The following is a 22,018-nucleotide window of genomic DNA, read 5'->3' on the forward strand; positions in this document are numbered from 1 at the left end:
GAAGGCGACAGCCCGGTGAGACCGCTCGCGCTCGGCGGCCCACTCGATGGGCGGGGCGAACGGGACGGGTCTCAGCGACGCTCTGCGCTCAGTCGCTCGCGCGCCCCTCGAACCGCGAGGGCGGGAGGTAGCTCACGTCCCTCCCGGAGTCGGCCTCGAACTCCGGGGGGTCGGGGAGCACACAGCGGTCGGCGCGCCGGTTGACGTGTTCGTACTCGCCCGGCGCGTTCGCCAGCGGGTGCGCGGGGTTCTCGCGGCTGTCGATTCGCGCGGCGCGTAGCTCGCCGAACCCGGCGATGCGGGCCTGAATCCCCCGCCAGTGGTGTTCGCTTCCGGCGGGAACGACGATTCGCTTCGGCGACTTCCAGTCGGGGTGGTCGCCGGCGAGGACGGCGTTGTTGACGTTCGCGGCGAGGTCGTCGTGGTCGACGAGGACGCCGACGCGAGCGCCCGGCGGCGCGCGGTGGGCGAGCACGTCAAGTCCGAGGTGCAGTGCGCGATACTCCGAGACGTTGTTGTCCGGCGGCACGTCCGGGAGTGCGATACGGGCGACTCGCTCGCCGTCGCGGGTCTCTATCACCGCACCGAGTCCCCCGCCGTTCGGGCGGTACGACCCGTCCGTCGCGACGTAGAAGTGTCGTTGATGCGTTCGCGGCGGGTGTGCGATGTGGGGCGTCGGCGACTCGTCGAACAAGTCCCGAAGTGTGGGACGGCCGGTCACGGCCATACGAATGATTCCGCGATGGGCAGTAATAAACGTACCCCGTGTTTGGGGGGATGACGCATCCGCGTGTTCAGCGGCGATGCCCCGGGAGCATAACTGCGCACAATATATTGTCAGAACGCTATGCAGGGGCCGAATCTCAGGCAATGGATATAAGAACGACCGACTCAATCTACCTTCGATGGCTGATACCAATTCTCACATTAGTCGACGGTCGTACATTAAGTTGGCTGGCGGCGCGGCGGCGTCGGCGGCGCTCGCGGGCTGTTCCGGTGGCGGCGGCGAGGAGACTGAGACCACCGAAACGACGACGACCGGCGGCGAGGAGACCGAGACCACCGAAACGACGACGACCGAGGACAGCGGCTCGTTCGACGTGACTATCACGCAGGGGCAGATGCCCTCCGGCCTCGACCCCCACGACCACCGCGAGACGACGACCGACATCGTCGTCCTCCACGCGTACGAGGGCGTTCTGACCCGCGACGCGGCGGGGTCGATTCAGACCGCGCTCGCGACGAACTACGAGCGTATCGACGGGGAGAACGCGGTGCGCTTCGAACTCCGCGAGGGCGTCACGTTCCACAACGGCGACGAACTCACCCCCGAAGACGTCGCGTACAGCATCAACCGCGTCGTCGACGAGGAAGTCGGCTTCGCCAGCCCGCAGAGCGACCAACTCGCCGGCGTCGCCGGCGCGGAGGTCATCGAGGGCGAGAACGCCGTCAAGGTCAACAACTCCTCGCTCAACCCCATCGTGTTCTCCGAGTTCGCGACCTACCTCGACGTGATGCAGCAGTCGTGGGTCGAGGACAACGACAAGGCGTACATCGGCCAGAACATGAACGGCACCGGGCCGTTCCAACTCGACTCGTACACTGAAGACGAGGAGGTCGTCCTCACGGCGTACGAGGACTACTGGCAGGACACCGCGGCGGTCGACACCCTCACCTTCCGCGCGGCGTCCGAGGCCAGCACGCGCGTCAACCAACTCCTGCAGGGCGAGACCGACCTCATCGTCAACGTCCCGCCGCAGGAAGTCCAGCGCGTCACCAACTCCGACAACGCTCGCGTCGCTGCGGCCCCGTCGACCCGCATCATCTACAACGCGATGCGCTACGACGTCGAACCGTTCGACTCGATGGAGTTCCGGCAGGCGATGAACTACGCCATCGACCTCGAAAGCATCGTCCAGAACGTCCTCGGCGGCTTCGGCGCGCAGACGAGTCAGCCGACGCTCCCCGAGTTCGTCGGCCACAACGCCGACCTCGACCCGTACCCGCACGACCCGGACCAAGCCGAGCAGTTGGTCGAAGACTCCGGCTACGCCGGCGCGGAAATCGAACTTCACACGCCGGTCGGGCGCTACCTGAAAGACCTCGAAATCGCGCAGGCGGTCGCGGGCTACATCGACGAGCTACCGAACGTCACGGCAACGGTCCGCCAGCGCGACTTCGGGTCGCTCGTCGACGAACTGCTCGCGGGCAGCATCGAGGCCCGCCCGCCGTGGTTCCTCATCGGCTGGGGCGAGGCGACGTTCGACGGCGGTCTCGTCATGGAGGCGCTTCTCGCTTCCGAGGGGACGCTCACGACGTGGCAAAACGAGGAGTTCGACGCGCTGCTCGAACAGGCCGGCAACCAGTCCGGCGAGGAGCGCGAGGCGACCCTCCAGGAGGCGAACGCGATGGCCCACGAGCAGTGCCCGTGGATATTCCTGAACCAGCAGTACAGCGTCTACGGCGTCAGCAACGCCATCGCGTGGGAGGCCCGCTCCGACGAGCGCATCGACGCGTACGCGATGAGCCAGCAGTAGTCGATGTCGCTGTCGAGGTTCCTCATCAAGCGCTCGCTCCAGGGGCTGTTCGTCATCTGGGGGGTCATCACGGTCGTCTTCGGCCTCCGGTTCATCTCGCCGGGGGACCCGGCGAACGTGCTGTTGCCCCCCGACGTCGACCCCGAGGTCAGAGCGCAGGTCATCGCCGAACTCGGGCTGAACGAGCCCCTGTACGTCCAGTACTGGGAGTTCGTCTCCGGTATCCCGTTCGGCGACCTCGGCCTGTCGCTCGTGACCCGGACGCCGGTGTCGGCGCGCGTCGTGGCGAAGCTCCCGGCGACGCTCGAACTCGCCGTCGCGGCGACCGTCGTCGCCGTCGTCATCGCCATCCCGCTCGGCGTCCTGTCGGCCACGCGGCGGCACGAGCCCGCGGACTACGGCGCGACGGTGTTCTCGCTGGTCGGCATCAGCACGCCCAACTTCTGGCTGGGGGTGATGCTCATCCTCGTGCTCGCGGTCCAGTTGAACCTGTTCCCGACGAGCCAGCGTCCCATCGGCCTCGACGGCATCGCGCTGCTTCTCGTCGGCGGCGACCCGGGCGCGGCGATACGCGGCTTCGGGACGTGGCTGTGGCACATCACGCTCCCCGCCGTCACGCTCGGTACGTACTTCACCGCACTCATCACGCGGCTCACCCGCAGCGGGATGCTCGACCAACTCGGACAGACCTACGTCCGCGCGTCGCGGGCGAAGGGGCTCCCCGAGACGTTGGTCCGCTACAAGCACGCGCTTCGGAACACGCTCATCCCGGTCATCACCGTCATCGGTCTCCAACTCGGCACCCTCATCGGCGGGGCCGTCATCACGGAGGCCGTCTTCGCGTGGCCGGGGCTCGGGACGCTCATCATCAACAGCATCAACGCCCGCGACTGGCCGGTCTTACAGGGCTCGCTCATCGTCGTCGCGGTCGGGTTCGTCCTCGTGAACATCCTCGTTGACGCCCTGTACGCCTACGTCAACCCGCAGGTGGCCTACGATTAACGCTCTATGATATCGGAACGCACACGCAGAAACCTTCGCCGAGAGCTCAGACGGAGTCTCCTCGCGAAGCTCGGCATCGTCGTCGTCGTCCTCGTGGTGGCGATGGCCATCTTTGCCCCGTTTATCTCGCCGTATAGCCCGTCCCAACAGAACCTCGACAACGCCCGTCAACCGCCGCTCGGCTTCAGCACGACGGAGACCCGGGAGGTGACACAGATGGAAGACGGGAGCGTCGTCATCGAGGACGGACAGGTCGTCACCGAGACGCAGACCGTCTACACGAACGCGACGGTCGCACACCCGCTCGGCACCGACGGCAACGGGCGGGACATCCTCTCCCGCGTCATCTACGGCGCGAGAACGTCCATCCTCGTCGGCCTGTTCGGCACGTCGCTCGCGGCGCTCATCGGCGTCCTCGTCGGGCTGTCGGCGGGGTTCTACCGCGGGCGCGTGGACGACGTCCTGATGCGGAGCGCGGACATCATGCTCGCGTTCCCGTCGCTCGTCCTCGCAATCGCCCTCGTGGGCGTCTGGGGACAGGCCCAAGCGCCGATTCCCGACCCGTTCGTCGCCACCGGACTCGCCCCGGCGTTCCGCTCGGCGGTCGGGTTACCGACGGGCATGCCGGGGACGGTCGTCCTCCCGGGGACGGTCATCGTCGTCGTCGCGCTCGTCAACTGGGTGTGGTTCGCCCGCGTCGCCCGCGGCGAGGCGCTCTCCATCCGCGAAGAGGAGTACGTGAAGGCCGCGAAGGCCCTCGGCGCGAGCGACGGGCGGACGATGCTCAGACACGTCCTCCCCAACGCCATCACGCCCATCCTCGTGTTGGCGACGATTCAGGTGGCTGCCATCATCCTGCTCGAATCGGCGCTGTCGTTCCTCGGCTTCTCCGGGGCCGACGTGTCGTGGGGCTTCGACATCGCTCTCGGCCGGCAGTACCAGTCCACCGCGTGGTGGATTTCGACGATGCCCGGCCTCGCTATCGTCGTGACGGTCATCGGGCTAAACCTCGTCGGCGACTGGCTCAGAGACGCGCTCGACCCCGGCATCGAAGGGGAGGGGGGCGTCTGAGATGGCCGACACGATTCTCAGCGTCCGCGACCTCTCCACCCGGTTTTTCACCGAGGAGGGGCAGGTCAACGCGGTCGAAAGCGTCTCGTTCGACGTCGAAGACGGCGAGATATTCGGCATCGTCGGCGAGTCCGGTTCCGGCAAGTCGGTGACCGCGCTGTCGGTCATCGACCTCATCGAGTCGCCCGGCCGCGTGACGCAAGGCGAGATATGGTACCGCAACGCCGACCTCGCCGAGGAGTTCCGCGGATCGAAACCCGAGGCCGTCGACGGCGACCTCGTGGATATCCGCCGACTCCCGAAGGGCGTCCGCAGGTCGCTTCGCGGCCCGTCGTTCAGCATGGTGTTTCAGGATCCGATGAGCAGTTTCAACCCCTCGATAACCGTCGGCGAGCAGATAGCCGAGGCGGTCGAGGTCCAACGGCGCGCCCGGTCGAACCCGCGAAGCACGCGCTCGCGCACGCAGGGCTACGGTCTCGGCTCGCTCCTCGTGGACTCGCTTCTCCCCTCGAAGAGCTACGTCGACGACGAGAGCATGGACCGCGCGGTCGAACTGCTCGACCAAGTCGGCATCCCCGACCCCGAAGACCGCGCCGACGAGTACCCCCACCAGTTCTCCGGGGGGATGCTCCAGCGCGCGATGATTGCGCAGGCGCTCGCCGGCGAACCCGACATCCTCATCGCCGACGAACCGACGACGGCGCTCGACGTGACCATCCAGGCCCAGATTCTCAACCTCCTGCGCGACCTGCAGGAACAGGAGGGGATGAGCATCCTGATGATAACCCACGACCTGGGCGTCATCGCCCGGATGTGCGACCGCGTCGGCGTCATGTACGCCGGCGAAGTCGTCGAGCGCGGCCCGCTCGCCGACATCTTCGAGAATCCCGTCCACCCGTACACGCAGGGGCTGTTGGGGTCGATTCCGGACGTGGACGACCCCTCGGGTCGCCTCGAACCCATCTCGGGCAACGTCCCGAGCCTGCTCGACTCGGAGATGCCCGACGCGTGTTACTTCGCCGACCGGTGTCCCAAAGCCATGACCGACTGTCTGACCCGCATCCCCGAGTACGAACTGGACGGCCGACACAGCGTCCGGTGCGTCCTCGCCGAACAGGAGTACGACCCCGCCGACGCCGTCGAATCGGCCGAGGCGGCCGAGGCGGCCGACCAGGAGGTTAGCGCCGATGACTGAACCCCTCCTCGCGGTTCGGGACCTCCAGAAGTACTACTTCGAGCAGGACTCGTTCGTCGACAGCCTCCTCGGGCGCGACCCGACGAGCGTCAAGGCCGTCGACGGCATCTCCTTCGAGGTCGAACGCGGCGAGACGCTCGGCCTCGTCGGCGAGTCCGGCTGTGGGAAGTCCACGACTGGGGAAACCTTGCTCCGACTGCGCGAGGCGACCGACGGCGCGGTCACCTTCGACGGGACGAACGTCTTCGAGATGGACGACGACGAACTCAAGGCGTTCCGCAGGGACGCCCAAATCGTCTTCCAAGACCCGTTTTCGAGCCTCGACCCGCGGATGACCGTCGGCGAAATCGTCGCCGAACCGCTGAAGATTCACGGGATTCCGGAGACCACCGAGACCGAGTCGAAACGCGAGTGGCGGCGCGACAAGGTCGCCGACCTGTTAGAGCGGGTCGGCCTCTCTGCGAACCACCTCGACCGCTATCCCCACGAGTTCTCTGGCGGCCAGCGCCAGCGCGTCGGCATCGCTCGCGCGCTCGCGCTCGAACCGGACTTCATCGTCCTCGACGAGCCGGTGTCGGCGCTGGACGTGTCCGTGCAGGCGCAGGTGCTGAACCTGCTCGACGACCTCCAAGAGGAGTTCGGGCTGACGTACCTGTTTATCGCCCACGACCTCTCGGTCGTCCGCCACATCTGCGACCGCGTCGCCGTGATGTACCTCGGGAACGTGGTCGAACTCGGCCCGACCGACGAGCTGTTCGAGTCGCCGAAACACCCCTACACGAAGGCGCTGTTGGAGAGCGTTCCCCGACCGTCCACGGCCGAACACGGCCGCCGGGTCGAGGCGCTCTCGGGCGACGTGCCGTCGCCGCGAAACCCGCCGTCGGGCTGTCGCTTCCGGACGCGGTGCCCGCAGGTCATCCCTCCGGACGACCTCGACATCGAACAGGAGACCTACCGCGCCGTGATGGACCTCCGGGACGCGCTGGCGGTCGGCGACGTGAACCCCGACCACATCTGGGACGCCGCCGACCCCGACCGGGCGGACACGGAAGCATTCATCAAGGAGGCCCGCGACCGCCACGTCGACGCCGAACTCCGCGGCGAGGTCGCAGGCGTCGTCGATACGGCGCTCGGTCACCTCGCCGAGGGCGAGGCCGACAGCGCCAGCGAGACGCTTCGGGAATGCTTCGAGAGCCCCTGTGAGACGCGTCGCCCCGCCGTCGGCGACGCGCCGCACCCCGCGGCGTGTCACCTCTACGAGGGCTCCGACGAGGTGACCGTTATCGAGACGAACGCCGGCGCAACCGCTGAGGCCGACGACTGAGACTCGACGGGTAACCGACCGGTGTGCCGCGCTGGGCGGTTCTCGTCCCGCAGCACCGGCGAAACCACCCCGTAACGAAACGTTCAGGCTCCCACCGGGCGCACCATCGCTGTGACACGGTACCGAAACCTTGGGCTGTTCGTCGTCCTCGCCGCCGTCTGGGGGTCCGCGTTCATGGCTATCAAAGCCGGACTCGAGTTCTTTCCGCCGGTGCTTTTCGCTGCCCTCCGGTACGACGTGGCTGGCGTCGTGATGCTCGCCTACGCGCTGTACGCCACCGACTCGCCGATCCCGCGTGGCAAGGCCGAGTGGACGGAAATCGCCATCGGGGCGGTCTTCCTCATCGCCGCCTACCACGCGCTCTTGTTCATCGGCGAGACCGACCCGGGGGTGACGAGCGCTGCCGCCGCGGTCATCGTGAGTCTCAGCCCGGTGCTCACCACTGGATTCGCGCGGCTCTTGCTCCCGAGCGAGCGACTCACCGCGCTCGGCGTCGTCGGTCTCCTCCTCGGCCTCGTCGGCGTCGCGGTGCTCTCGGGGCTCGACCCGAGCAACCTCCTCGCCGGCGGCACGGTCGCGAAGCTTCTCATCTTCGGCGCGGCCGCCGCCTTCGCTCTCGGGTCGGTGCTGACCCGCCGGGTCGACTCGGAGATGCCCATCGAGACGATGGAGGCGTGGTCGATGCTCCTCGGGGCGGGACTGATGCACGTCGCGTCCGTCGCGCTCGGCGAGCAGTTCGGCGCGGTCGACCTCAACGTCCAGTCCGTCGCCGCGCTCGGGTATCTCTCGCTCGCGGCGAGCGCGCTCGGCTTCCTCATCTACTTCGACCTGCTCGACCGCCTCGGTCCCATCGAAATCAACCTCGTCTCGTACGTCGCGCCCGTCTTCGCGGCGCTTTCGGGGTGGGCGTTCCTGAGCGAAGTTCCGACCCCGTCGACGGTCGGCGGGTTCGCGCTCATCTTCCTCGGGTTCGTCCTCCTGAAGCGCGGAGCGATTCGGCGCGAACTGCGCTATCGATTCGGCGACGGCGTCCGCGCGACCGACTGAAAAGGCGCGGCTACGCGTCCGCCCGCTCGACCGAGTCCACTTCGCCGACCATCCTCCACCCGTTTTCACCGGGGAGCTGTCGGCCGACGACGACAGCGTCGTTGTCCTCAGTCGTCGCAAACCGGTAGATTGCGTCGTCGCCGTCGCGCCGGCCCTCGGCCTGAAACTCCGTCTGGAAGAACTCCGCGCTCTCCAGCGTGAACGTGCCGTCTATCTCCTCGCCGACGGTGAGCTGCATGGCGTTCGGATGGATGTTGTACATGCGCTTTGCGACGCGATTGAGCTCTGGCATCGCATCGATAGTCGCGCTCGCGAGCTAAATCCCTGCTCACTGCGGGACGATACCGGTCGAAGCGTCGCCCACCCGGCGGACCGGGTGGCGGGTCACCGAGCGCACCGAGGTCCGAGTCCGTTCGGGCGAACCCCGTGGAAATTCAGGATTCTGCGACTATCCAAGAACGCCTGACTGTTGTACGAATAAAAGAATTAGAGGCAGTTATGAAGTGTTAGAGGGCCTCTCGTCGGCCTATGAAGTTTCACATTTATCGAATAGTCACCAGTAAACGAGTATGAAACGAATGGAATTCTCGCACGTAATTATGACCCCTCCACTCCATGATGTAGTCGTAGGTGCCCCCCAACCAATGTCGAACTCCCCATCCACGGTCCCCCGCGAACGCCTCTCCCAACTCCGCGATGTCGTAACGGAAGAACAACCGCTCCGCCTCGGCTTCGAACTCGTCGCCGCACCGCTCCGGTTCGTCGGCTTCTGGGCCGCGGTCGCCCTCCCGTTCCTGTACGTGCCTCTGCTCTTCGGCGGCCTCGAAGCGGGCGAGTTCACCGTCTTCGGAGCGCTTCTCGCGCTCAACGCGCTCGCGCTCGTGCTCGGGCACAACTACGCCCGGTCGTAGTCACCCGGTCGAACCGACACGCCAGTTCTAGTCGGGCGTCGAACCAAACCGGCGTTCTCCCTCCACTTCCACGCCCTCCGTTTCTCGACTCCGCGAGTGCTCGTCGCGCGTCCCATCACGATTCTCGCTCCTCAGACGCTTTCTGCGCCGACCAGTCACGGCCTCACGTTTCTCATCTTCGACCATCGGGAATCGAGTGGCTTTACCCCGGTCCGGTCTTCGGGTTCGGTATGTCGCTCGCGATGGTCCCACTAGGACGGACCGGTACGACGGTCTCCGAACTCGCGTTCGGGACGTGGCGGTTCGGTCGACAGACCGACGACGGCGAGGTCGAGGTCGGCCGCGACCGCGCCCACGAGTTGCTCGACGCTTACGCCGCCGCCGGCGGGAACTTCATCGACACCGCCGATATGTACGGCGACGGCGCGAGCGAGACGTACATCGGCGAATGGCTCGAAACGCGCGACCGCGAGGACTTCGTCATCGCGTCCAAGATCTTCTGGCCCACGCGGGAAGACGCCAACGGCCGCGGACTCAACCGGAAACACCTCCGCCGGCAGATGGACCGCATCCTCGACCGACTCGGCACCGACTACGTCGACCTGCTGTACATCCACCGGTGGGACGACGAGACGCCGGTCGAGGAGTTCATGCGGACGCTCGATGGGTTCGTCCGCGACGGAAAGGTGAACTACCTCGGCACCTCGACGCTCGAACCCAACGCTTGGAAGGTCGTCAAAGCGAACGAACTCGCCGACAAGCGCGGCTACGAACCGTTCACGGTCGCCCAGCCGCGGTACAACGCCGTTAACCGCGAGATAGAGGGGAACTACCTCGACATGTGCGCCGACTACGACATCGGCGTCGTGCCATGGTCGCCACTGGCCGGCGGCTTTCTCACGGGCAAGTACGCCCGCGACGAGCGCCCGCCCGCGGACTCCCGCGCGGCGAACGACCAGCGGTTCGCCGACTCCTACCTCACGCCGTCGAACTTCGACGCGCTCGACGTGGTCGAGGAGGTCGCCGAGGCGGTCGGCGCGTCGCCCGCACAGGTCAGCCTCGCGTGGCTCATGCACCACCCACAGGTCACCGCGCCGATTATCGGGGCACGAACCGTCGACCAGCTCGGCGAGAACGTCGTGGCCGCGGACATCGAACTCACAAGCGAGCAGTTCAAACGCATCTCGACCGCCAAGCGTCACCTGTCCGCGTAACGAGTTCGAAGGCACCTTCGAACCGTCAGGTGTAGGTGTCGCCGGCGGGTATCGTCGCGTATGACTGCCGACGCGTTCGACGCCGACGCCTACGTCTCCGAACTCCGGGCGAAGCGCGAGGAGAAAGACGACTTCTTCGGGTCGCATCCCCAGTCGCCGATTCTGCCGGAAGAACGGGACGACTTCGACGGCCTCGACTACTTCGACCCCGACCCCGACTACCGGGTGACCGCGTCAGTCGAGACGCACGACGACCCCGAACCGGTGACGATGGACACCTCGACCGACGGCGAGGTCCGGTATCTCCGCGTCGCCACGTTCCACTTCGAACTCCGCGACGCCGAACTCACCCTCGGCGCGTATCGCCAGGAACACGACGACTCGCCGACGCTGTTCGTCCCCTTCCGCGACAAGACGACCGGACAGCAGACCTACAACGGCGGTCGGTACATGGAACTCACGCCCGATGCGCCCCTCGACGAGTTGGACGAAGTCGTCGTGGACTTCAATCTCGCGTACAACCCGTTTTGCGCGTTCACCGACACGTTCGAGTGTCCGCTTCCCCCCGAGGAGAACTGGCTCGACGTAGTCGTCCCCGCCGGGGAGCGAGACTACGAGTAACCGGCGAAGCAAAAGCGCAAGTTCCATATCGGACGCTTCCGGAGAGACCGACATGGGACTGCTCAGTTCGAAGAAAGCCGTCATCGGGATGGCGCTGATGATCGTCGGGACGCTCGCGATGCTGCCGGGAATGCTGCCGAACGCCGCACAGGTAATGTCCTACGCGCTCGCCGTCGGTGCCGGCGCGCTCACGCTCGGGACGTGGCTGGTCGGCACGTCCGAGGGCGGCCGTCCGGTCTGACTCCGGCACTCGACCGTCGTACTGACTAAAACCGTCTTTTCTCGCCGGAGTTCGTTGCGTTTATCCCGATAGCGACGGCGACGGGTCCCGTAGCACTCGCGCGAGTTGCCACTCTGCGTGGTCAGCGGTCCGAAGAAAACGATGCCGCGAAGGTTGTGGCCTGTTTAGGCGTCGGGGCCGGACCACTTCTGGAGCGTGGCGGAGTTACTGCCACTCTCGGAGGTCCAGACGATGCGGAACGTTGCGCTGTTGAAGGTGTTGTTTCCGACTTGGACGGACGTTCCTGCTGTCACGTCGTCAGAGACACCCATGTCTGCGAAGGACTTCGAGCTGTTCATCGTTCCATCCGGCGTTCCGGACGTGATGAAGTCGAAGTTCGTAGACGCGGTGAGTTTGACGTTCTCGCTATCTATTGCAGTACCGCTGTCGTGAGTCACCGTCAGATTGTCCGGAGAACCGGAGGCATCCTGATAGTCGAAGCTGAAACTCGCCTGCGGGGCCGTGTCGCCGACCTGGTCACCGAGGCCGAGGACGAACGTCCCGATGACGGCCGCGAGGATGACCGTAATTGCGACCATGAGGATAACACCGATGACTGGTGATACCGCGTCGTCCTCAGCGAGGAGTTGCTTGAAATTCATCTATCCGTTGTAGGTCCACTTTTGCAGGGTAGACGACGTACTACCACTCTCGGAAGTCCAGACGACGCGGACGGTGTCTCCGCTACTAGGGCTACTTAATGTAATAGTGTCACTTTCACCAGCGGTAATCTTCCCATCACCATTGTTCGCGGCATCGTCCCAGTCAGTCGCGGACCCACTGGGGTCTACGATCTCAACGTTTGCACTAGTAATCGACTCACCACTATCGTGAGTGATTACTAAATCCCCGCTGGTACTGTTGTAGTCGAAACTAAAGCTCGCCTGCGGAGCCGTCTCGCTCACTTGGTCGCCGAGACCGAGGACGAAGGTACCGATGACGGCCGCGAGGATGACTGTAATCGCCACCATCAGGATAACCCCGATGACGGGACTGACTGCACGGTCTTCCGTGAAGAGATGTTTGAGTTGCATGCGTTGTGTCCGACACCCGGGACGGTATCGCTCGCCGAAGACGCCGGTGCGCACGCGTTTATCGCTGCGCAACCGCCATCCCTGCCCGGCACCCGTCGCGGTGTGTCCAATCGACTCGTATCCCCGGGGTAACTTAAATGTACGTGCCAGATTAATGGATGGTTTCTCCCAACAGTTCGAGCATTAATATAGTGTTTATACGTCGCTTAAGGGGATAATGGCACTCCGTCGTCGAACAGGTTCGAAGAATTCCTGACACGTTCTCGGTCGTTCTTTTTGGACTACTCGGTGAGGTTGTCGGCTGGCGAGGACAATCGTACGATGAGAACTAGCTCGATGAGAACTAGCTGTACCTCTCGCACGTACGCGTTAGTGCAGTGCGAGGTGCGTACACCTGTGGTCGCGGGCCCCTCTTCGAATCTGCGCGGAGTACCGATATCGAGTGACTTCGTTCGACAGCCGGTGCTCGTCGAATAGTTATCGAGAACGAGTCCGTCCCCGGCGAACCGGGGACGTCGTTCCTACCCAAGGTGGCGTGCGCACGCGCTAGATATATTTTCAACAGACGTACATATGCTTTGTGGGGTAGAATCGGGTTTCGAGGCCTGAGTGACACGATTGGTAACGTTTCAGAGACCGTTCAATCACACAAAGTATTTACCGCGAACGGTCAACAGAGCAAACTGTACCCCTGCCCACGGAGGCATCTGTGAGTACCTCGCCTCGGCCCGGGTTCTGCCCGGCTTGGTTCCGTCCGAGGGTCGACGAAAACGATGTCCCCGACTGCAACATCCACCAACAATGACACGCAATAAGCAAATCCGCGCGGTTCTTCTCGCTGCGCTGATGGTCTTCTCGGTTTTCGCCGGGTCCATCGCGTTTACGGGTAGTGCTGCTGCGGCAGACGGTGACTTCCGCTACCGCGGAGGCGCCGTTCACTACGTCGACGGCGGAAACGCCGTCATCGAGGTACCGTTCTCTCACAATGTTGACTCCGCCAGTCTGACGACTGACAACTTCACGGTCGCTGACGACGGTGACGAGCTTGCGAGCTCGGCCTACTCCGTCAGCCAGACCACGAACGGCACGGTCGTCATCTCGGTCAACAACGTGATCCGCTCGAACGACATCACCGTCGAACTCTCCGACGACATCACGTCCGCTGAGGACGGTTCGACGCTCACCAACGACGGTGAGAAGGATGTCTTCTTCGCGGCTCAGACGTTCAGCGAGTCCGCCACCACGGAGAGCGCCTACGTCGGTGAGAAGCTCGCTATCAACGCGAGTTCGTCCGGTGTGAACACCGACGTTGTCGTCGAAGGGACGGAAGACGCGACCGACGACTACTTCGTCCAGCGTTCGACGGGCGAGAACAGTACGGTCTACGTGCTCGACACGTCCGGTCTCGAGACCGGTACGTACGACATCACGGTCGGTAGCTCCACGACGATCAACCTCACGGTCCGCAGCCTCAACTTCGCAGTTGACATCGACGACCTGAACGTCACGACCGACGATGACGTCTCCGGGACGGTCTCGGCACGTGATTCCAGCCGCCCCGTCCGCGTTGAGCTCGTCGACTCCAGCGACGACACGTACGCGACGCAGAACGTCTCCCTTGACGGTCAGGGTGAGGCTGACTTCGACTTCGATGTCGCTGAGACCGACGCTGACGACTACACGGTCGTCGCGACGGACCTCAACACGGGCATCACGCTCGAATCCGACACGATCACCGTCGAAAAGGCCGGTGACGGTCGCGCAGACTTCAGCGAATCCGTCATCACCGACCAGCGCGGTGACGTCGTTGCCATCCCGGTGACCCTCGAAAACACCGACACGGCAACGGTCACCATCGGTAGCGACGACGAAGGTTACTCCGCGAACGTCACCGTCGAAGACGGTAACGACGACGGCGAAGTCGTCGTTCTGTGGAACTCCTACGAATCGAACGACACGTCCGTCAGTCAGGTCTTCGACGTTGAAGACGACGACGACGAGATTCTGACCGGCAGCGACGGCGCAACGGGCGTCGGCCTCGCCACGAGCAACCTCATCGACGCGGGCGACTACGATCTCTCCGTCGAGCCGGGTGCCTCGGTCGGTGACGGCCAGAACGTCGCGACCCTCGTCCTCGAGGAAGGCGGCGTCTCCGCAGTCCGCACGTGGACCGCCCCGTCCGGCGAGACGCTCGGTGACCTCGACGACGTCACTGAAGCGCTCGAGAACGGTAACATCACCGAGGATAGCCAGATCGCCTTCGGTGACCAGGTCATCGTCCAGATCGAGGCCTCCGGCCTCGAGGGCGCAGTCGGCGCTCAGGACGACGAGACCCCGAACTTCTTCGCGACCGGTAACGGCTACGACGACTCCTACCGTCTGACGATCAACCAGACGAACCCGGACCCGAACCGCGACCCGAAGATCATCAACGTCGCTAACGCCTCGGTCATCGCCGACCGGCGATAACGACACGTACTTCGTCGCGTTCGACTCCGACCAGATCGAAGCGTACCGCGACACCAACGACGACGGACAGCTCTCGTCCGGTGAGCTCTCCGCGAGCAACGAGGTCTCCATCGACGACGACGACTCGTTCGACGTCGAGTTCAAGATGGTTGAGGAAGACGACGTCAGTGGCCTCGCACTCGTTGACGAGGACTCCGCGGCGACTGACTCCTACGAGCACCTCGAAGCCGAGCACACCCTCGCCGACCCGATCAACGTGACGAACGCTGCGGACCAGATGATCTCTGGTTCCTCGAACGTCGCGCCCGGTACGGAACTCACGCTCCGCGTTGAGTCCGACGGCGACACGCAGCCGCGCTTCCTGAAGACCGCTACGGTCTACGTCCAGGCAGACGGCTCGCTCTCGGGTAGCTTCGACTTCTCCGAGCAGAGTGTCGGCGACACCTTCACGGTGACCGCCCGCGGTGGCGTCGCACCGAACGAAGAGGTCGACGGTAACGTCGTCGAGTCGATGGACACCGACACCACGACGGCTACGGACACCACGACGACGGCTGACACCACGACCACTACGACGACGACCACGACTGAGGCTACGACGACCACCGCCGCCACCACGACGGCTGAGACGACCACCACGTCGTCCCAGACGCCCGGCTTCGGTGTCGTTGTCGCCCTCGTCGCGCTCGTCGCCGCTGCGCTCCTCGCGGTCCGCCGCGACAACTAACGACAGCTAACCACCGGGACTCTTCCCGGCGTTTTTCCTTTCTTTCGACGCTGACTCGATAGCCGCAGCGCTCGGTGTCAACGGCCGTCTACGTACGCACGACCGAGTGGCGTCGCGATATCAGCCCTCGCATCAGCACAGTTAGTGGCGACGGCTCTGCTTGACGACGAGAGGCCAATACGGGACTGAGACGCGCGGACGTACCGAAGCTGACCTCGTTCTTCCCAGTCGCTGTGCGTGGTTTGGTTTCATTGAAGGCTGGCCTTCGCGTTCCGTCAGCGACGTGTGGAAAACGAATTGCACCGAGCGATGGCCGGTCGACCGCCGTGAGCGAACTGAGACCGATAGCAGTCGTGACCGTCTGCGTGGGCCGACGCGTCCGCAGTTCACGACGTGCTACGCAGTCAGGTAAGGGTTGAGCGAGTGCGTCTATCTCTCGTCGGTCGATACGCGTCGTCTCGAACAGCGTGGAGTCACAGGAGCGATACGGGCGCGGTCTCCACAGTCGCACTCCAGTCCACTGCAGTTCTCACGTCGTCGACGGGCAGTCCATCACGAGGAAGCGATGGCTGTCCCCGAGCAGAGGGGGTCACCGGACGAGCGATGGAGTCCGCCATTGGCGTGTCTCGCCCGCCGGCCTCAACGAGACCGCCGTCGAACACGCCAGCGAGATAGAGAGAACTGGCTCGTGGGGAATGGAAGCGCAAAACGAAAAGAGCGGAAAGCGAGCGACGGACGAGACAGCGACGGTGGCGAGTTACCGTCTCGCGTTCAGCACTCGGACCAGCCGCAGTTCTGGCAGGTCTTACAGCCTTCGGAGTAGTAGAGGTCCATCTCGCCGCACTCGGGACACTCGGGGCTCTCGCCCGCCGCGAGCAGGTCCGCGACGGCGTCAGAGTTACCGTTGGACTCGTCGTCGACGGCGACGCCGCCGTCGGTGTTCGTGTCCTCGGCCGCGGCGGCCTCGGCTTCGACCTCAGTCAGGTTCTGCTGTTGCGGGTAGCCCTTGTCGATGTCGCCGTCGAGGTACCGGCGCATCGCGGTGCCGATGGCGTCCGGGATGGAGTTAATCTGCTCGCCTTTGTCCCAGGCGACCTTCGGGCTCCGGATACCCTTCAGCTCGTTCGCAATCTCCTCGGGGTCGACGCCCGAGCGGAGCGAGGTGGAGACGGTCTTGGCGAGCGCCTCGGTGAAGGAGGCGGTGAAGCCGCCGGAGTTACCGATGTTGGCGAACAGCTCGAACGGCTCGCCGTGTTCGTCCTCGTTGATGTTGACGTAGAGCTTCCCGTAGCCGGTATCGATGCGCTGAGTGACGCCGTACAGCACGTCCGGACGGGGGCGCTTCTTGCCAACGTCGCTCGGGGAGTCGGCGAACGCGAGTTCGAGTTCGCTGCCGATGAGGTCCGAGACCTCCTCGGATTCGAGGAACGCCTCCACGTCGCCGAACACGTCGCGAATCTGCGAGACGATGGCCTCGGCGGCCTCCTCGTCGTCGGAGAACTCGGTGTTCTTCGCGCGCGTGGTGAGCACCTGCTTCGAGCGGGTGCCGTCGCGGTAGACGGTGACGCCCTTGCCGCCGTGGTCGTAGATGTAGCGGTAGACCTCGTCCATGTCCTCCTTCGAGGCGCTGTTCGGGAAGTTACAGGTCTTCGAGATGGCGGAGTCGACGCCGCTCTGGAGGGCGCACTGGACGCCGGCGTGCTCGATGCCCGCGAGGTCGGAGGTCACGACGAACAGTTCGGAGATGGCGTCCGGGACGGTCGACAGCGAGGCGACGCCGTCGAACTCGTTGTTGGCCATCTGGTCTTGGGCCTCGCGCTTGACGGCCTCGACGTCGATGTCGTTGGCCTCCAGCACGCGGAGGAAGTAGTCGTCGAACTCGACGAGCATCTCGTCGCCCTGCACGTCGTCGGAGACGTTCTTGTAGTAGGCGACGTTGTAGATGGGCTCACAGCCGCCGGTGGTGTTCGACACCATCGACGTGGTGCCCGTCGGGGCGATGGTCGTCGTGTTGTGGTTGCGGATGGGGTAGCCGTCCTCCCAGTCGTCGGCGGACTCGCCGGTGTGGTGTTCGAACCACTCGCGGTACTCGGTCGGGTTCGCGTACTTCGAGTCTTCCCACGCCTCGAACGGGCCGCGTTCTTCGGCGAGTTCGTGGGACGCCCGCTTGGACCCGTGGTTGATGTGGGTCATGAGCTGTTGGGCGATTTCGTTGCCCTCGTCGGAGCCGTAGCGGACGCCGAGCTGGATGTACATCTGGGCGAGCCCCATGATGCCGAGTCCGATTTTACGGAGTTCGCGGACCTTCTCCTCGATCTTCTCGACCGGGAAGTCCGACATCGTGACGACGTTTTCGAGGAAGCGCGTGCCGTTTTCGATGCGGTGGTCGAACTCCTCCCAGTCGACGGCGTCTTCCAGGAAGGCGTCCGTCGCGGCCTCAAGCGAGTCGTACTCGTCGCCGTGGGCGTCGTACCAGACGCGCCAGTCGGGCGAGTCCTCCGCGACGAGCGTCGAGAGGTTGATGTGCCCGAGGTTACACGCCTCGTACTCCTCGAGCGGCTGTTCGCCGCAGGGGTTGGTCGCGAGGATGCGGTGGTCGGGGTGCTTTTCGACGTCGAAGGAGTGCTGCTTGTTCGCGCGTTCGAGGTAGACGACGCCGGGTTCGCCGTTCTCCCACGCGCCCTCGATAATCTGGTCCCAGAGTTCCTTCGCGGGGACCGAGAGGACCTCGCCGACCTCGACGTACTCGCCGAGACCGAACATGTCGTAGATTTCCTTCGTCTGGGGCGTGGCGACGTGCGGCTCTTCGGTGCGGGGGTTCGTGAAGACGAACTCCTCGTCGTTGTACAGCGCCTCCATGAAGCCGTCGGTGATGCCGACAGAGATGTTGAAGTTCGAGAGGTGGCCTTCGACGGCGTTACGGAGGTGCTTGGGGACGCGACCGTCCTCGTCGATGAGTTCGCGCGCTTCGTCGAGCGCGTCGACGAACTTGGTGTGGGTGAAGTCGTCGGGGTCGTTCAGGCGGAGCGTGTGCGCGAGCGAGACGTCCTTGTTCTTCGCGTGGAGGAACTGGATGACGTCGGGGTGGCTGACGCGCATGACGCCCATCTGCGCGCCGCGGCGCGCGCCGCCCTGCGCGATGGTCTCGCACATCTGGTCGAACGTCCGCATGAACGTGATGGGGCCGGAGGCGATGCCGCCGGTCGAACCGACTGCGTCGCCGTAGGGGCGGAGCTTCCAGAAGGCGTAGCCCATGCCGCCGCCGGACTGGAACACCTCGGCGGCCTCCTTGGCCGTCTGGTGGATGTCGGTGATGTCGTCGCCCGGGGAGTCGACGAAGCAGGCCGACAGCTGCTGGAGCTCGTCGCCGGCGTTCATGAGCGTCGGCGAGTTCGGCATAAAGGAGAGCTGTTCCATCATGTCCTGGAACGTCTCGCGCTTCTCGACGACGACCTCGCGGACCTCCTCGGGGAGTTCGGGGACGAGGGTGTCGTAGGCGAACTTGTTGACGTTGTACACCGAGAGCGTCGCCTCGGCCTCGTCGTCGTCGGCGGTGACGCCCTTACCGAAGACCTCCGCGGCGAGTTCGTCGCGGCGCGGGTGGTCCGGCTTGATGAGGTCGGGCGTGACCGTGATTTCGATGTCGCGCTTCTCGGCCTCGAAGACGGCCTCGGCGAGCGCGATGTTCTTCGCGACGCGGGGGAACAGGTCCTCCTGCGTCTCGACGAGGTCGCCGTCGGCGTCCTTGCGGAGGTAGCGGGCGGGGAGAATGTTACTGTAGGCGTTGCCCGTCATCCGCGCTTCGAGGGTCTCGCCTTCGGTCCGCTTGACCGGAAGCACGAGTTCGTCCGTCGAGAGGTTCGCGTCGCTCATCTTACTGTCCCTCCCGCCCGAGCCGCGTTCGGGCGAGGTCGCGTCGATAGTGTCCGGAAATTCCGCTCATTGGTGACGATATTGGTGTGTGTTGCGTGGTTGGTTAAGGGCTTCGAACTCGGAGGTTCGACCGCCGAACGTATCATAATTAGTGCAGTTACGCCGACGGCCGACGACCGGGTCCGAAGTGCACGGATTCATAGGACGGACGGAAGCCACATAACCGTAGTTAGAGCGGAGCGGAAGTGAAATCGTGACGCCCAAAATCGACAGACGGAAGCGGTATATCCAGTAGAACGTGAGGGGGGAGACGAAGCCGCTGAACCAGTCGCATGGTGACGTGTCTCGCATCAATGGGGAGATTATAAAGGATGGCCTGATAGTCACCGCTCATACAACTATCAGAATTCATATGTACAAATTCGCCAGTCGCTCAGGGGTGCCGAAATCGGTCGTTTCGGCGGGAAAATCTCGCCGGAACCGCGCGACGAGACCGCCCACAAGCTTATCCACTTCACGGGAGTCATATCGTGGTATGGTACTGACTTCCCTCGCACTCACCCCGTTACAGCTCGGCGGCCTGCTCTCCGGCCCGCTCGGTCAGATGCTCGTGGTGCTCGCGGCCGTCGCCGTCGTCATCCTCGTCGGCCGACTGTTCCTCAAAATCGCGTGGCGACTGGTCACTATCGCCGCCATCGTCGTGGGCGCGCTGCTGCTGCTTTCGTTCTTCGGTATCAACGTCCTCTGAGGCGGCGGCACAGCCGCCGGACCGAGAACAGCAGACCGCAGTCGCATCCGCTCGGCCGCGTCTCGACGTCTCTGCGCCTGACCGGTCTCAGGCCTCAGGCCACGTCGAAGCCGGCGACCTCTGTGAGGAAGTTTCTGACGACGCCGTGTCCAGACCCCGTGAGTACGCTCTCCGGATGGAACTGGACGCACTCGATGGGATGCTCGCGGTGGCGAACGCCCATCACGAGCGCCTCGCCGTCGTGGTCGGTCGTCGCCGAGACGTCGAAGCAGTCGGGGACTTCCGTGGCGACGAGCGAGTGGTAGCGACCGGCCGGGAAGCCGTCTTCGAGACCGGCGAAGACGCCCTCTGCGTCGTGGTCGACGGGGAACGCCTTGCCGTGAATCGGCTCCGGCGCGTGGCCGATGGTCCCGCCGTAGGCGTACACCGCGGCTTCGAGCCCGAGACAGACGCCGAGCGTCGGAATCTCTGACGACAGCTCCGTGAGCACGTCGTTCGTCACGCCCACGTCGCGGTCGTTCTTCGGGTGGCCCGGCCCCGGCGAGACGACGATGGCGTCGGGGTCGAGGTCGCGAATCTCGTCGAGCGAGGCGGTGTTCTTGCGCACCTCGATGTCGAGCGGTTCGCCCTCGACGGTCTGCTCGGAGAAGTACTCCACGAGGTTGTACGTGAACGAATCGAAGTTGTCGACGACGACGAGCCGAACCGCCGTCATTGCGACACCTCCTCGGTCCCGTACTCGATGCGGCGGACGGCGTCGAGCACCCCGCCCATCTTCTGTTCGGTCTCCTCGTACTCCGAGGTCGGGTCGGAGTCGGCGACGATGCCGGCTCCCGCGCGGACAGTGATGGCGTCTTCCGAGCCGCCGGATTCGACCGTCGCGGTCCGGATGACGATTGCCATGTCGGCGTCGCCGGTCCACGAGTAGTAGCCGACGCCGCCGCCGTAGACGCCTCGCGGCTCGTCTTCGAGGTCGTCGATAATCTCCATCGCGCGGACCTTCGGCGCGCCGGTGAGCGTCCCCGCGGGGAACGTCGCCCGCGTGGCGTCGAAGGCGTCCGAGTCGGGGTCGAGCGTCCCCGAGACGGTCGATTCGATGTGCTGGACGTGGCTGTACTTGATGATGCTCATGAAGTCCTCGACGCGGACGCTGCCGGGCGTCGAGACCCGGCGCACGTCGTTGCGGCCGAGGTCGACGAGCATCGTGTGCTCGGCGCGCTCCTTTCCGTCCGCGAGGAGTTCGCCGGCGAGGCGGCGGTCCTCGACCGGCCCGGAGCCGCGCTGGCACGTCCCCGCGATGGGGTTGACGACGACGCGGTCGCCGCGCACGGAGACGAGCGTCTCGGGGCTCGCGCCGACGACGCGCCGGTCGCCGTGCCGGAGCAGGTACATGTACGGCGAGGGGTTCACCTCGCGCAGCGAGGCGTACAGGCCGACCGGGTCGACCTGTCCGTGGAGCTTCCGGGTGCGCGAGATGACGCCCTGATAGATGTCGCCATCGCGGACGTGTTCCTTCGTCTTCCTGACCGCGGCCTCGTACTCCTCGCGGGAGCCGGCTTCCTCGCCGGTTCGCTCGAAGCCGCCGGGCGAGGGGTCGTCCGCCGCCCGAAGCTTTTCGGCGACGCGTTCGGCCTCGGCGACGACGCCGTCGTACACCTCACCGGGGTCGTCGTCGGGCGAGACGACGGGGGTACAGACGAGGCGAACGGCGTCCTCGCGGTGGTCGAACGAGAGGGTTCGGGTCGTGAGGACGAACTCGGCGTCCGGGTCGTCGGTGTCGGGGCGCTCGCGGCCGACCTCGTCGAGCCAGAGGTCGTAGACGGCCTCGTAGGCGAGGAAGCCGACCAAGCCGCCGGTGAGCGTCTGGCGGTCCGTTTCGGGGAAGTTGACTCGCGGGAGGTCGGGGAGTGCGCCGCGCAGGGAGTCGAGTACGTCGCCGTCGCCCGCGCCGACGAACTCGGCCGC

Annotated in this window: 19 protein-coding genes and 1 pseudogene; 13 read left to right on the forward strand and 7 right to left on the reverse strand. The window is 65.0% G+C overall.

From position 1 onward, the window contains the following. Nucleotides 1-88: 88 nt before the first annotated feature. On the reverse strand, nt 89-727 hold the full coding sequence (locus tag ATB1_RS04450) for a ribonuclease H (RefSeq protein ID WP_042662440.1): 639 nt from the start codon (nt 725-727) through the stop codon (nt 89-91). A gap of 178 nt (nt 728-905) precedes the next feature. On the opposite strand from ATB1_RS04450, the gene ATB1_RS04455 reads away from it, so the two are divergent. The 6 genes from ATB1_RS04455 (at nt 906) to ATB1_RS04480 (ending at nt 8,176) form a co-directional block, all read left to right on the forward strand. Then, nucleotides 906-2,537: an ABC transporter substrate-binding protein gene (locus tag ATB1_RS04455; RefSeq protein WP_042662441.1), complete on the forward strand. Its 1,632-nt coding sequence runs from the start codon at nt 906-908 to the stop codon at nt 2,535-2,537. 3 nt (nt 2,538-2,540) lie between these two features. After that, on the forward strand, nt 2,541-3,539 hold the full coding sequence (locus ATB1_RS04460) for an ABC transporter permease (protein ID WP_042662442.1): 999 nt from the start codon (nt 2,541-2,543) through the stop codon (nt 3,537-3,539). Nucleotides 3,540-3,545: 6 nt separating this feature from the next. After that, nucleotides 3,546-4,610 carry an ABC transporter permease gene (locus ATB1_RS04465; protein ID WP_042662443.1) on the forward strand — a complete coding sequence of 355 codons (1,065 nt, stop codon included), beginning with the start codon at nt 3,546-3,548 and terminating at the stop codon, nt 4,608-4,610. Nucleotide 4,611: 1 nt separating this feature from the next. Then, entirely contained in the window at nt 4,612-5,805 is a 1,194-nt protein-coding gene (locus ATB1_RS04470; RefSeq protein WP_042662444.1) for an ABC transporter ATP-binding protein, read from the forward strand. Continuing rightward, nucleotides 5,798-7,129, forward strand: coding sequence for an ABC transporter ATP-binding protein (locus ATB1_RS04475; RefSeq protein WP_042662445.1), 1,332 nt, complete (start codon nt 5,798-5,800; stop codon nt 7,127-7,129). Before ATB1_RS04470 ends, ATB1_RS04475 begins: the two co-directional genes overlap by 8 nt. Before the next feature lie 111 nt (nt 7,130-7,240). Beyond that, nucleotides 7,241-8,176 carry a DMT family transporter gene (locus ATB1_RS04480; RefSeq protein WP_042662446.1) on the forward strand — a complete coding sequence of 312 codons (936 nt, stop codon included), beginning with the start codon at nt 7,241-7,243 and terminating at the stop codon, nt 8,174-8,176. 10 nt (nt 8,177-8,186) lie between these two features. On the opposite strand, the gene ATB1_RS04485 is transcribed toward ATB1_RS04480, so the two are convergent. After that, complete coding sequence (locus ATB1_RS04485) at nt 8,187-8,468, reverse strand: hypothetical protein (RefSeq protein WP_042662447.1); 282 nt, start codon at nt 8,466-8,468, stop codon at nt 8,187-8,189. Nucleotides 8,469-8,820: 352 nt separating this feature from the next. Between ATB1_RS04485 and ATB1_RS04490 the strand changes: the two genes are divergently transcribed. From ATB1_RS04490 to ATB1_RS04505, 4 genes are all read left to right on the forward strand, one after another. After that, nucleotides 8,821-9,087, forward strand: coding sequence for a hypothetical protein (locus tag ATB1_RS04490; RefSeq protein ID WP_008095506.1), 267 nt, complete (start codon nt 8,821-8,823; stop codon nt 9,085-9,087). Nucleotides 9,088-9,317: 230 nt separating this feature from the next. Then, entirely contained in the window at nt 9,318-10,301 is a 984-nt protein-coding gene (locus ATB1_RS04495) for an aldo/keto reductase (protein WP_042662448.1), read from the forward strand. Between the two features lie 60 nt (nt 10,302-10,361). Continuing rightward, entirely contained in the window at nt 10,362-10,922 is a 561-nt protein-coding gene (locus ATB1_RS04500) for a DUF1684 domain-containing protein (protein ID WP_042662449.1), read from the forward strand. Between the two features lie 52 nt (nt 10,923-10,974). Then, the gene (locus ATB1_RS04505) at nt 10,975-11,163 is read left to right on the forward strand and encodes a hypothetical protein (protein ID WP_042662450.1); all 189 of its coding nucleotides are present in this window, start codon (nt 10,975-10,977) and stop codon (nt 11,161-11,163) included. Between the two features lie 164 nt (nt 11,164-11,327). Here ATB1_RS04505 and ATB1_RS04510 read toward each other — a convergent pair whose 3' ends face one another. Together ATB1_RS04510 and ATB1_RS04515 are read right to left on the reverse strand one after the other, a co-directional pair. Continuing rightward, on the reverse strand, nt 11,328-11,804 hold the full coding sequence (locus ATB1_RS04510; protein WP_042662451.1) for a type IV pilin: 477 nt from the start codon (nt 11,802-11,804) through the stop codon (nt 11,328-11,330). Continuing rightward, nucleotides 11,805-12,236 carry a type IV pilin gene (locus ATB1_RS04515; protein WP_042662452.1) on the reverse strand — a complete coding sequence of 144 codons (432 nt, stop codon included), beginning with the start codon at nt 12,234-12,236 and terminating at the stop codon, nt 11,805-11,807. It abuts the gene before it with no gap. A gap of 801 nt (nt 12,237-13,037) precedes the next feature. Between ATB1_RS04515 and ATB1_RS24480 the strand changes: the two are divergent. Both ATB1_RS24480 and ATB1_RS22885 read left to right on the forward strand, forming a co-directional pair. Further along, nucleotides 13,038-13,146 (forward strand): annotated as a pseudogene (locus ATB1_RS24480) (surface glycoprotein); the annotation flags it as partial. Nucleotides 13,147-14,850: 1,704 nt separating this feature from the next. Continuing rightward, nucleotides 14,851-15,432, forward strand: a complete 582-nt coding sequence (locus ATB1_RS22885; RefSeq protein ID WP_241768059.1) for a BGTF surface domain-containing protein — start codon at nt 14,851-14,853, stop codon at nt 15,430-15,432. Between the two features lie 771 nt (nt 15,433-16,203). Here ATB1_RS22885 and ATB1_RS04525 read toward each other — a convergent pair. Next, on the reverse strand, nt 16,204-19,305 hold the full coding sequence (locus tag ATB1_RS04525; RefSeq protein WP_042662453.1) for an adenosylcobalamin-dependent ribonucleoside-diphosphate reductase: 3,102 nt from the start codon (nt 19,303-19,305) through the stop codon (nt 16,204-16,206). 535 nt (nt 19,306-19,840) lie between these two features. On the opposite strand from ATB1_RS04525, the gene ATB1_RS04530 reads away from it, so the two are divergent. Continuing rightward, nucleotides 19,841-20,053 carry a hypothetical protein gene (locus tag ATB1_RS04530; RefSeq protein WP_042662454.1) on the forward strand — a complete coding sequence of 71 codons (213 nt, stop codon included), beginning with the start codon at nt 19,841-19,843 and terminating at the stop codon, nt 20,051-20,053. 94 nt (nt 20,054-20,147) lie between these two features. On the opposite strand, the gene trpG is transcribed toward ATB1_RS04530, so the two are convergent. Both trpG and trpE read right to left on the reverse strand, forming a co-directional pair. After that, complete coding sequence (trpG, locus tag ATB1_RS04535; RefSeq protein WP_042662455.1) at nt 20,148-20,768, reverse strand: anthranilate synthase component II; 621 nt, start codon at nt 20,766-20,768, stop codon at nt 20,148-20,150. Beyond that, nucleotides 20,765-22,018, reverse strand: a 1,254-nt coding sequence (trpE, locus tag ATB1_RS04540; RefSeq protein WP_042662456.1) for an anthranilate synthase component I, incomplete at its 5' end; no start/stop codon positions are given. The genes trpG and trpE, both read right to left, overlap by 4 nt.

Source organism: Haloferax sp. ATB1 (assembly GCF_000730175.1).

What these genes read in the sequence shown, in the direction of transcription:
- ATB1_RS04450 (WP_042662440.1), bottom strand. Translation starts at nt 727, where the DNA reads ATGGCCGTGACCGGCCGTCCCACACTTCGGGACTTGTTCGACGAGTCG.
- ATB1_RS04455 (WP_042662441.1), top strand. Translation starts at nt 906, where the DNA reads ATGGCTGATACCAATTCTCACATTAGTCGACGGTCGTACATTAAGTTG.
- ATB1_RS04460 (WP_042662442.1), top strand. Translation starts at nt 2,541, where the DNA reads ATGTCGCTGTCGAGGTTCCTCATCAAGCGCTCGCTCCAGGGGCTGTTC.
- ATB1_RS04465 (WP_042662443.1), top strand. Translation starts at nt 3,546, where the DNA reads ATGATATCGGAACGCACACGCAGAAACCTTCGCCGAGAGCTCAGACGG.
- ATB1_RS04470 (WP_042662444.1), top strand. Translation starts at nt 4,612, where the DNA reads ATGGCCGACACGATTCTCAGCGTCCGCGACCTCTCCACCCGGTTTTTC.
- ATB1_RS04475 (WP_042662445.1), top strand. Translation starts at nt 5,798, where the DNA reads ATGACTGAACCCCTCCTCGCGGTTCGGGACCTCCAGAAGTACTACTTC.
- ATB1_RS04485 (WP_042662447.1), bottom strand. Translation starts at nt 8,468, where the DNA reads ATGCCAGAGCTCAATCGCGTCGCAAAGCGCATGTACAACATCCATCCG.
- ATB1_RS04490 (WP_008095506.1), top strand. Translation starts at nt 8,821, where the DNA reads ATGTCGAACTCCCCATCCACGGTCCCCCGCGAACGCCTCTCCCAACTC.
- ATB1_RS04495 (WP_042662448.1), top strand. Translation starts at nt 9,318, where the DNA reads ATGTCGCTCGCGATGGTCCCACTAGGACGGACCGGTACGACGGTCTCC.
- ATB1_RS04500 (WP_042662449.1), top strand. Translation starts at nt 10,362, where the DNA reads ATGACTGCCGACGCGTTCGACGCCGACGCCTACGTCTCCGAACTCCGG.
- ATB1_RS04505 (WP_042662450.1), top strand. Translation starts at nt 10,975, where the DNA reads ATGGGACTGCTCAGTTCGAAGAAAGCCGTCATCGGGATGGCGCTGATG.
- ATB1_RS04510 (WP_042662451.1), bottom strand. Translation starts at nt 11,804, where the DNA reads ATGAATTTCAAGCAACTCCTCGCTGAGGACGACGCGGTATCACCAGTC.
- ATB1_RS04515 (WP_042662452.1), bottom strand. Translation starts at nt 12,236, where the DNA reads ATGCAACTCAAACATCTCTTCACGGAAGACCGTGCAGTCAGTCCCGTC.
- ATB1_RS22885 (WP_241768059.1), top strand. Translation starts at nt 14,851, where the DNA reads ATGGTTGAGGAAGACGACGTCAGTGGCCTCGCACTCGTTGACGAGGAC.
- ATB1_RS04525 (WP_042662453.1), bottom strand. Translation starts at nt 19,305, where the DNA reads ATGAGCGACGCGAACCTCTCGACGGACGAACTCGTGCTTCCGGTCAAG.
- ATB1_RS04530 (WP_042662454.1), top strand. Translation starts at nt 19,841, where the DNA reads ATGGTACTGACTTCCCTCGCACTCACCCCGTTACAGCTCGGCGGCCTG.
- trpG (WP_042662455.1), bottom strand. Translation starts at nt 20,768, where the DNA reads ATGACGGCGGTTCGGCTCGTCGTCGTCGACAACTTCGATTCGTTCACG.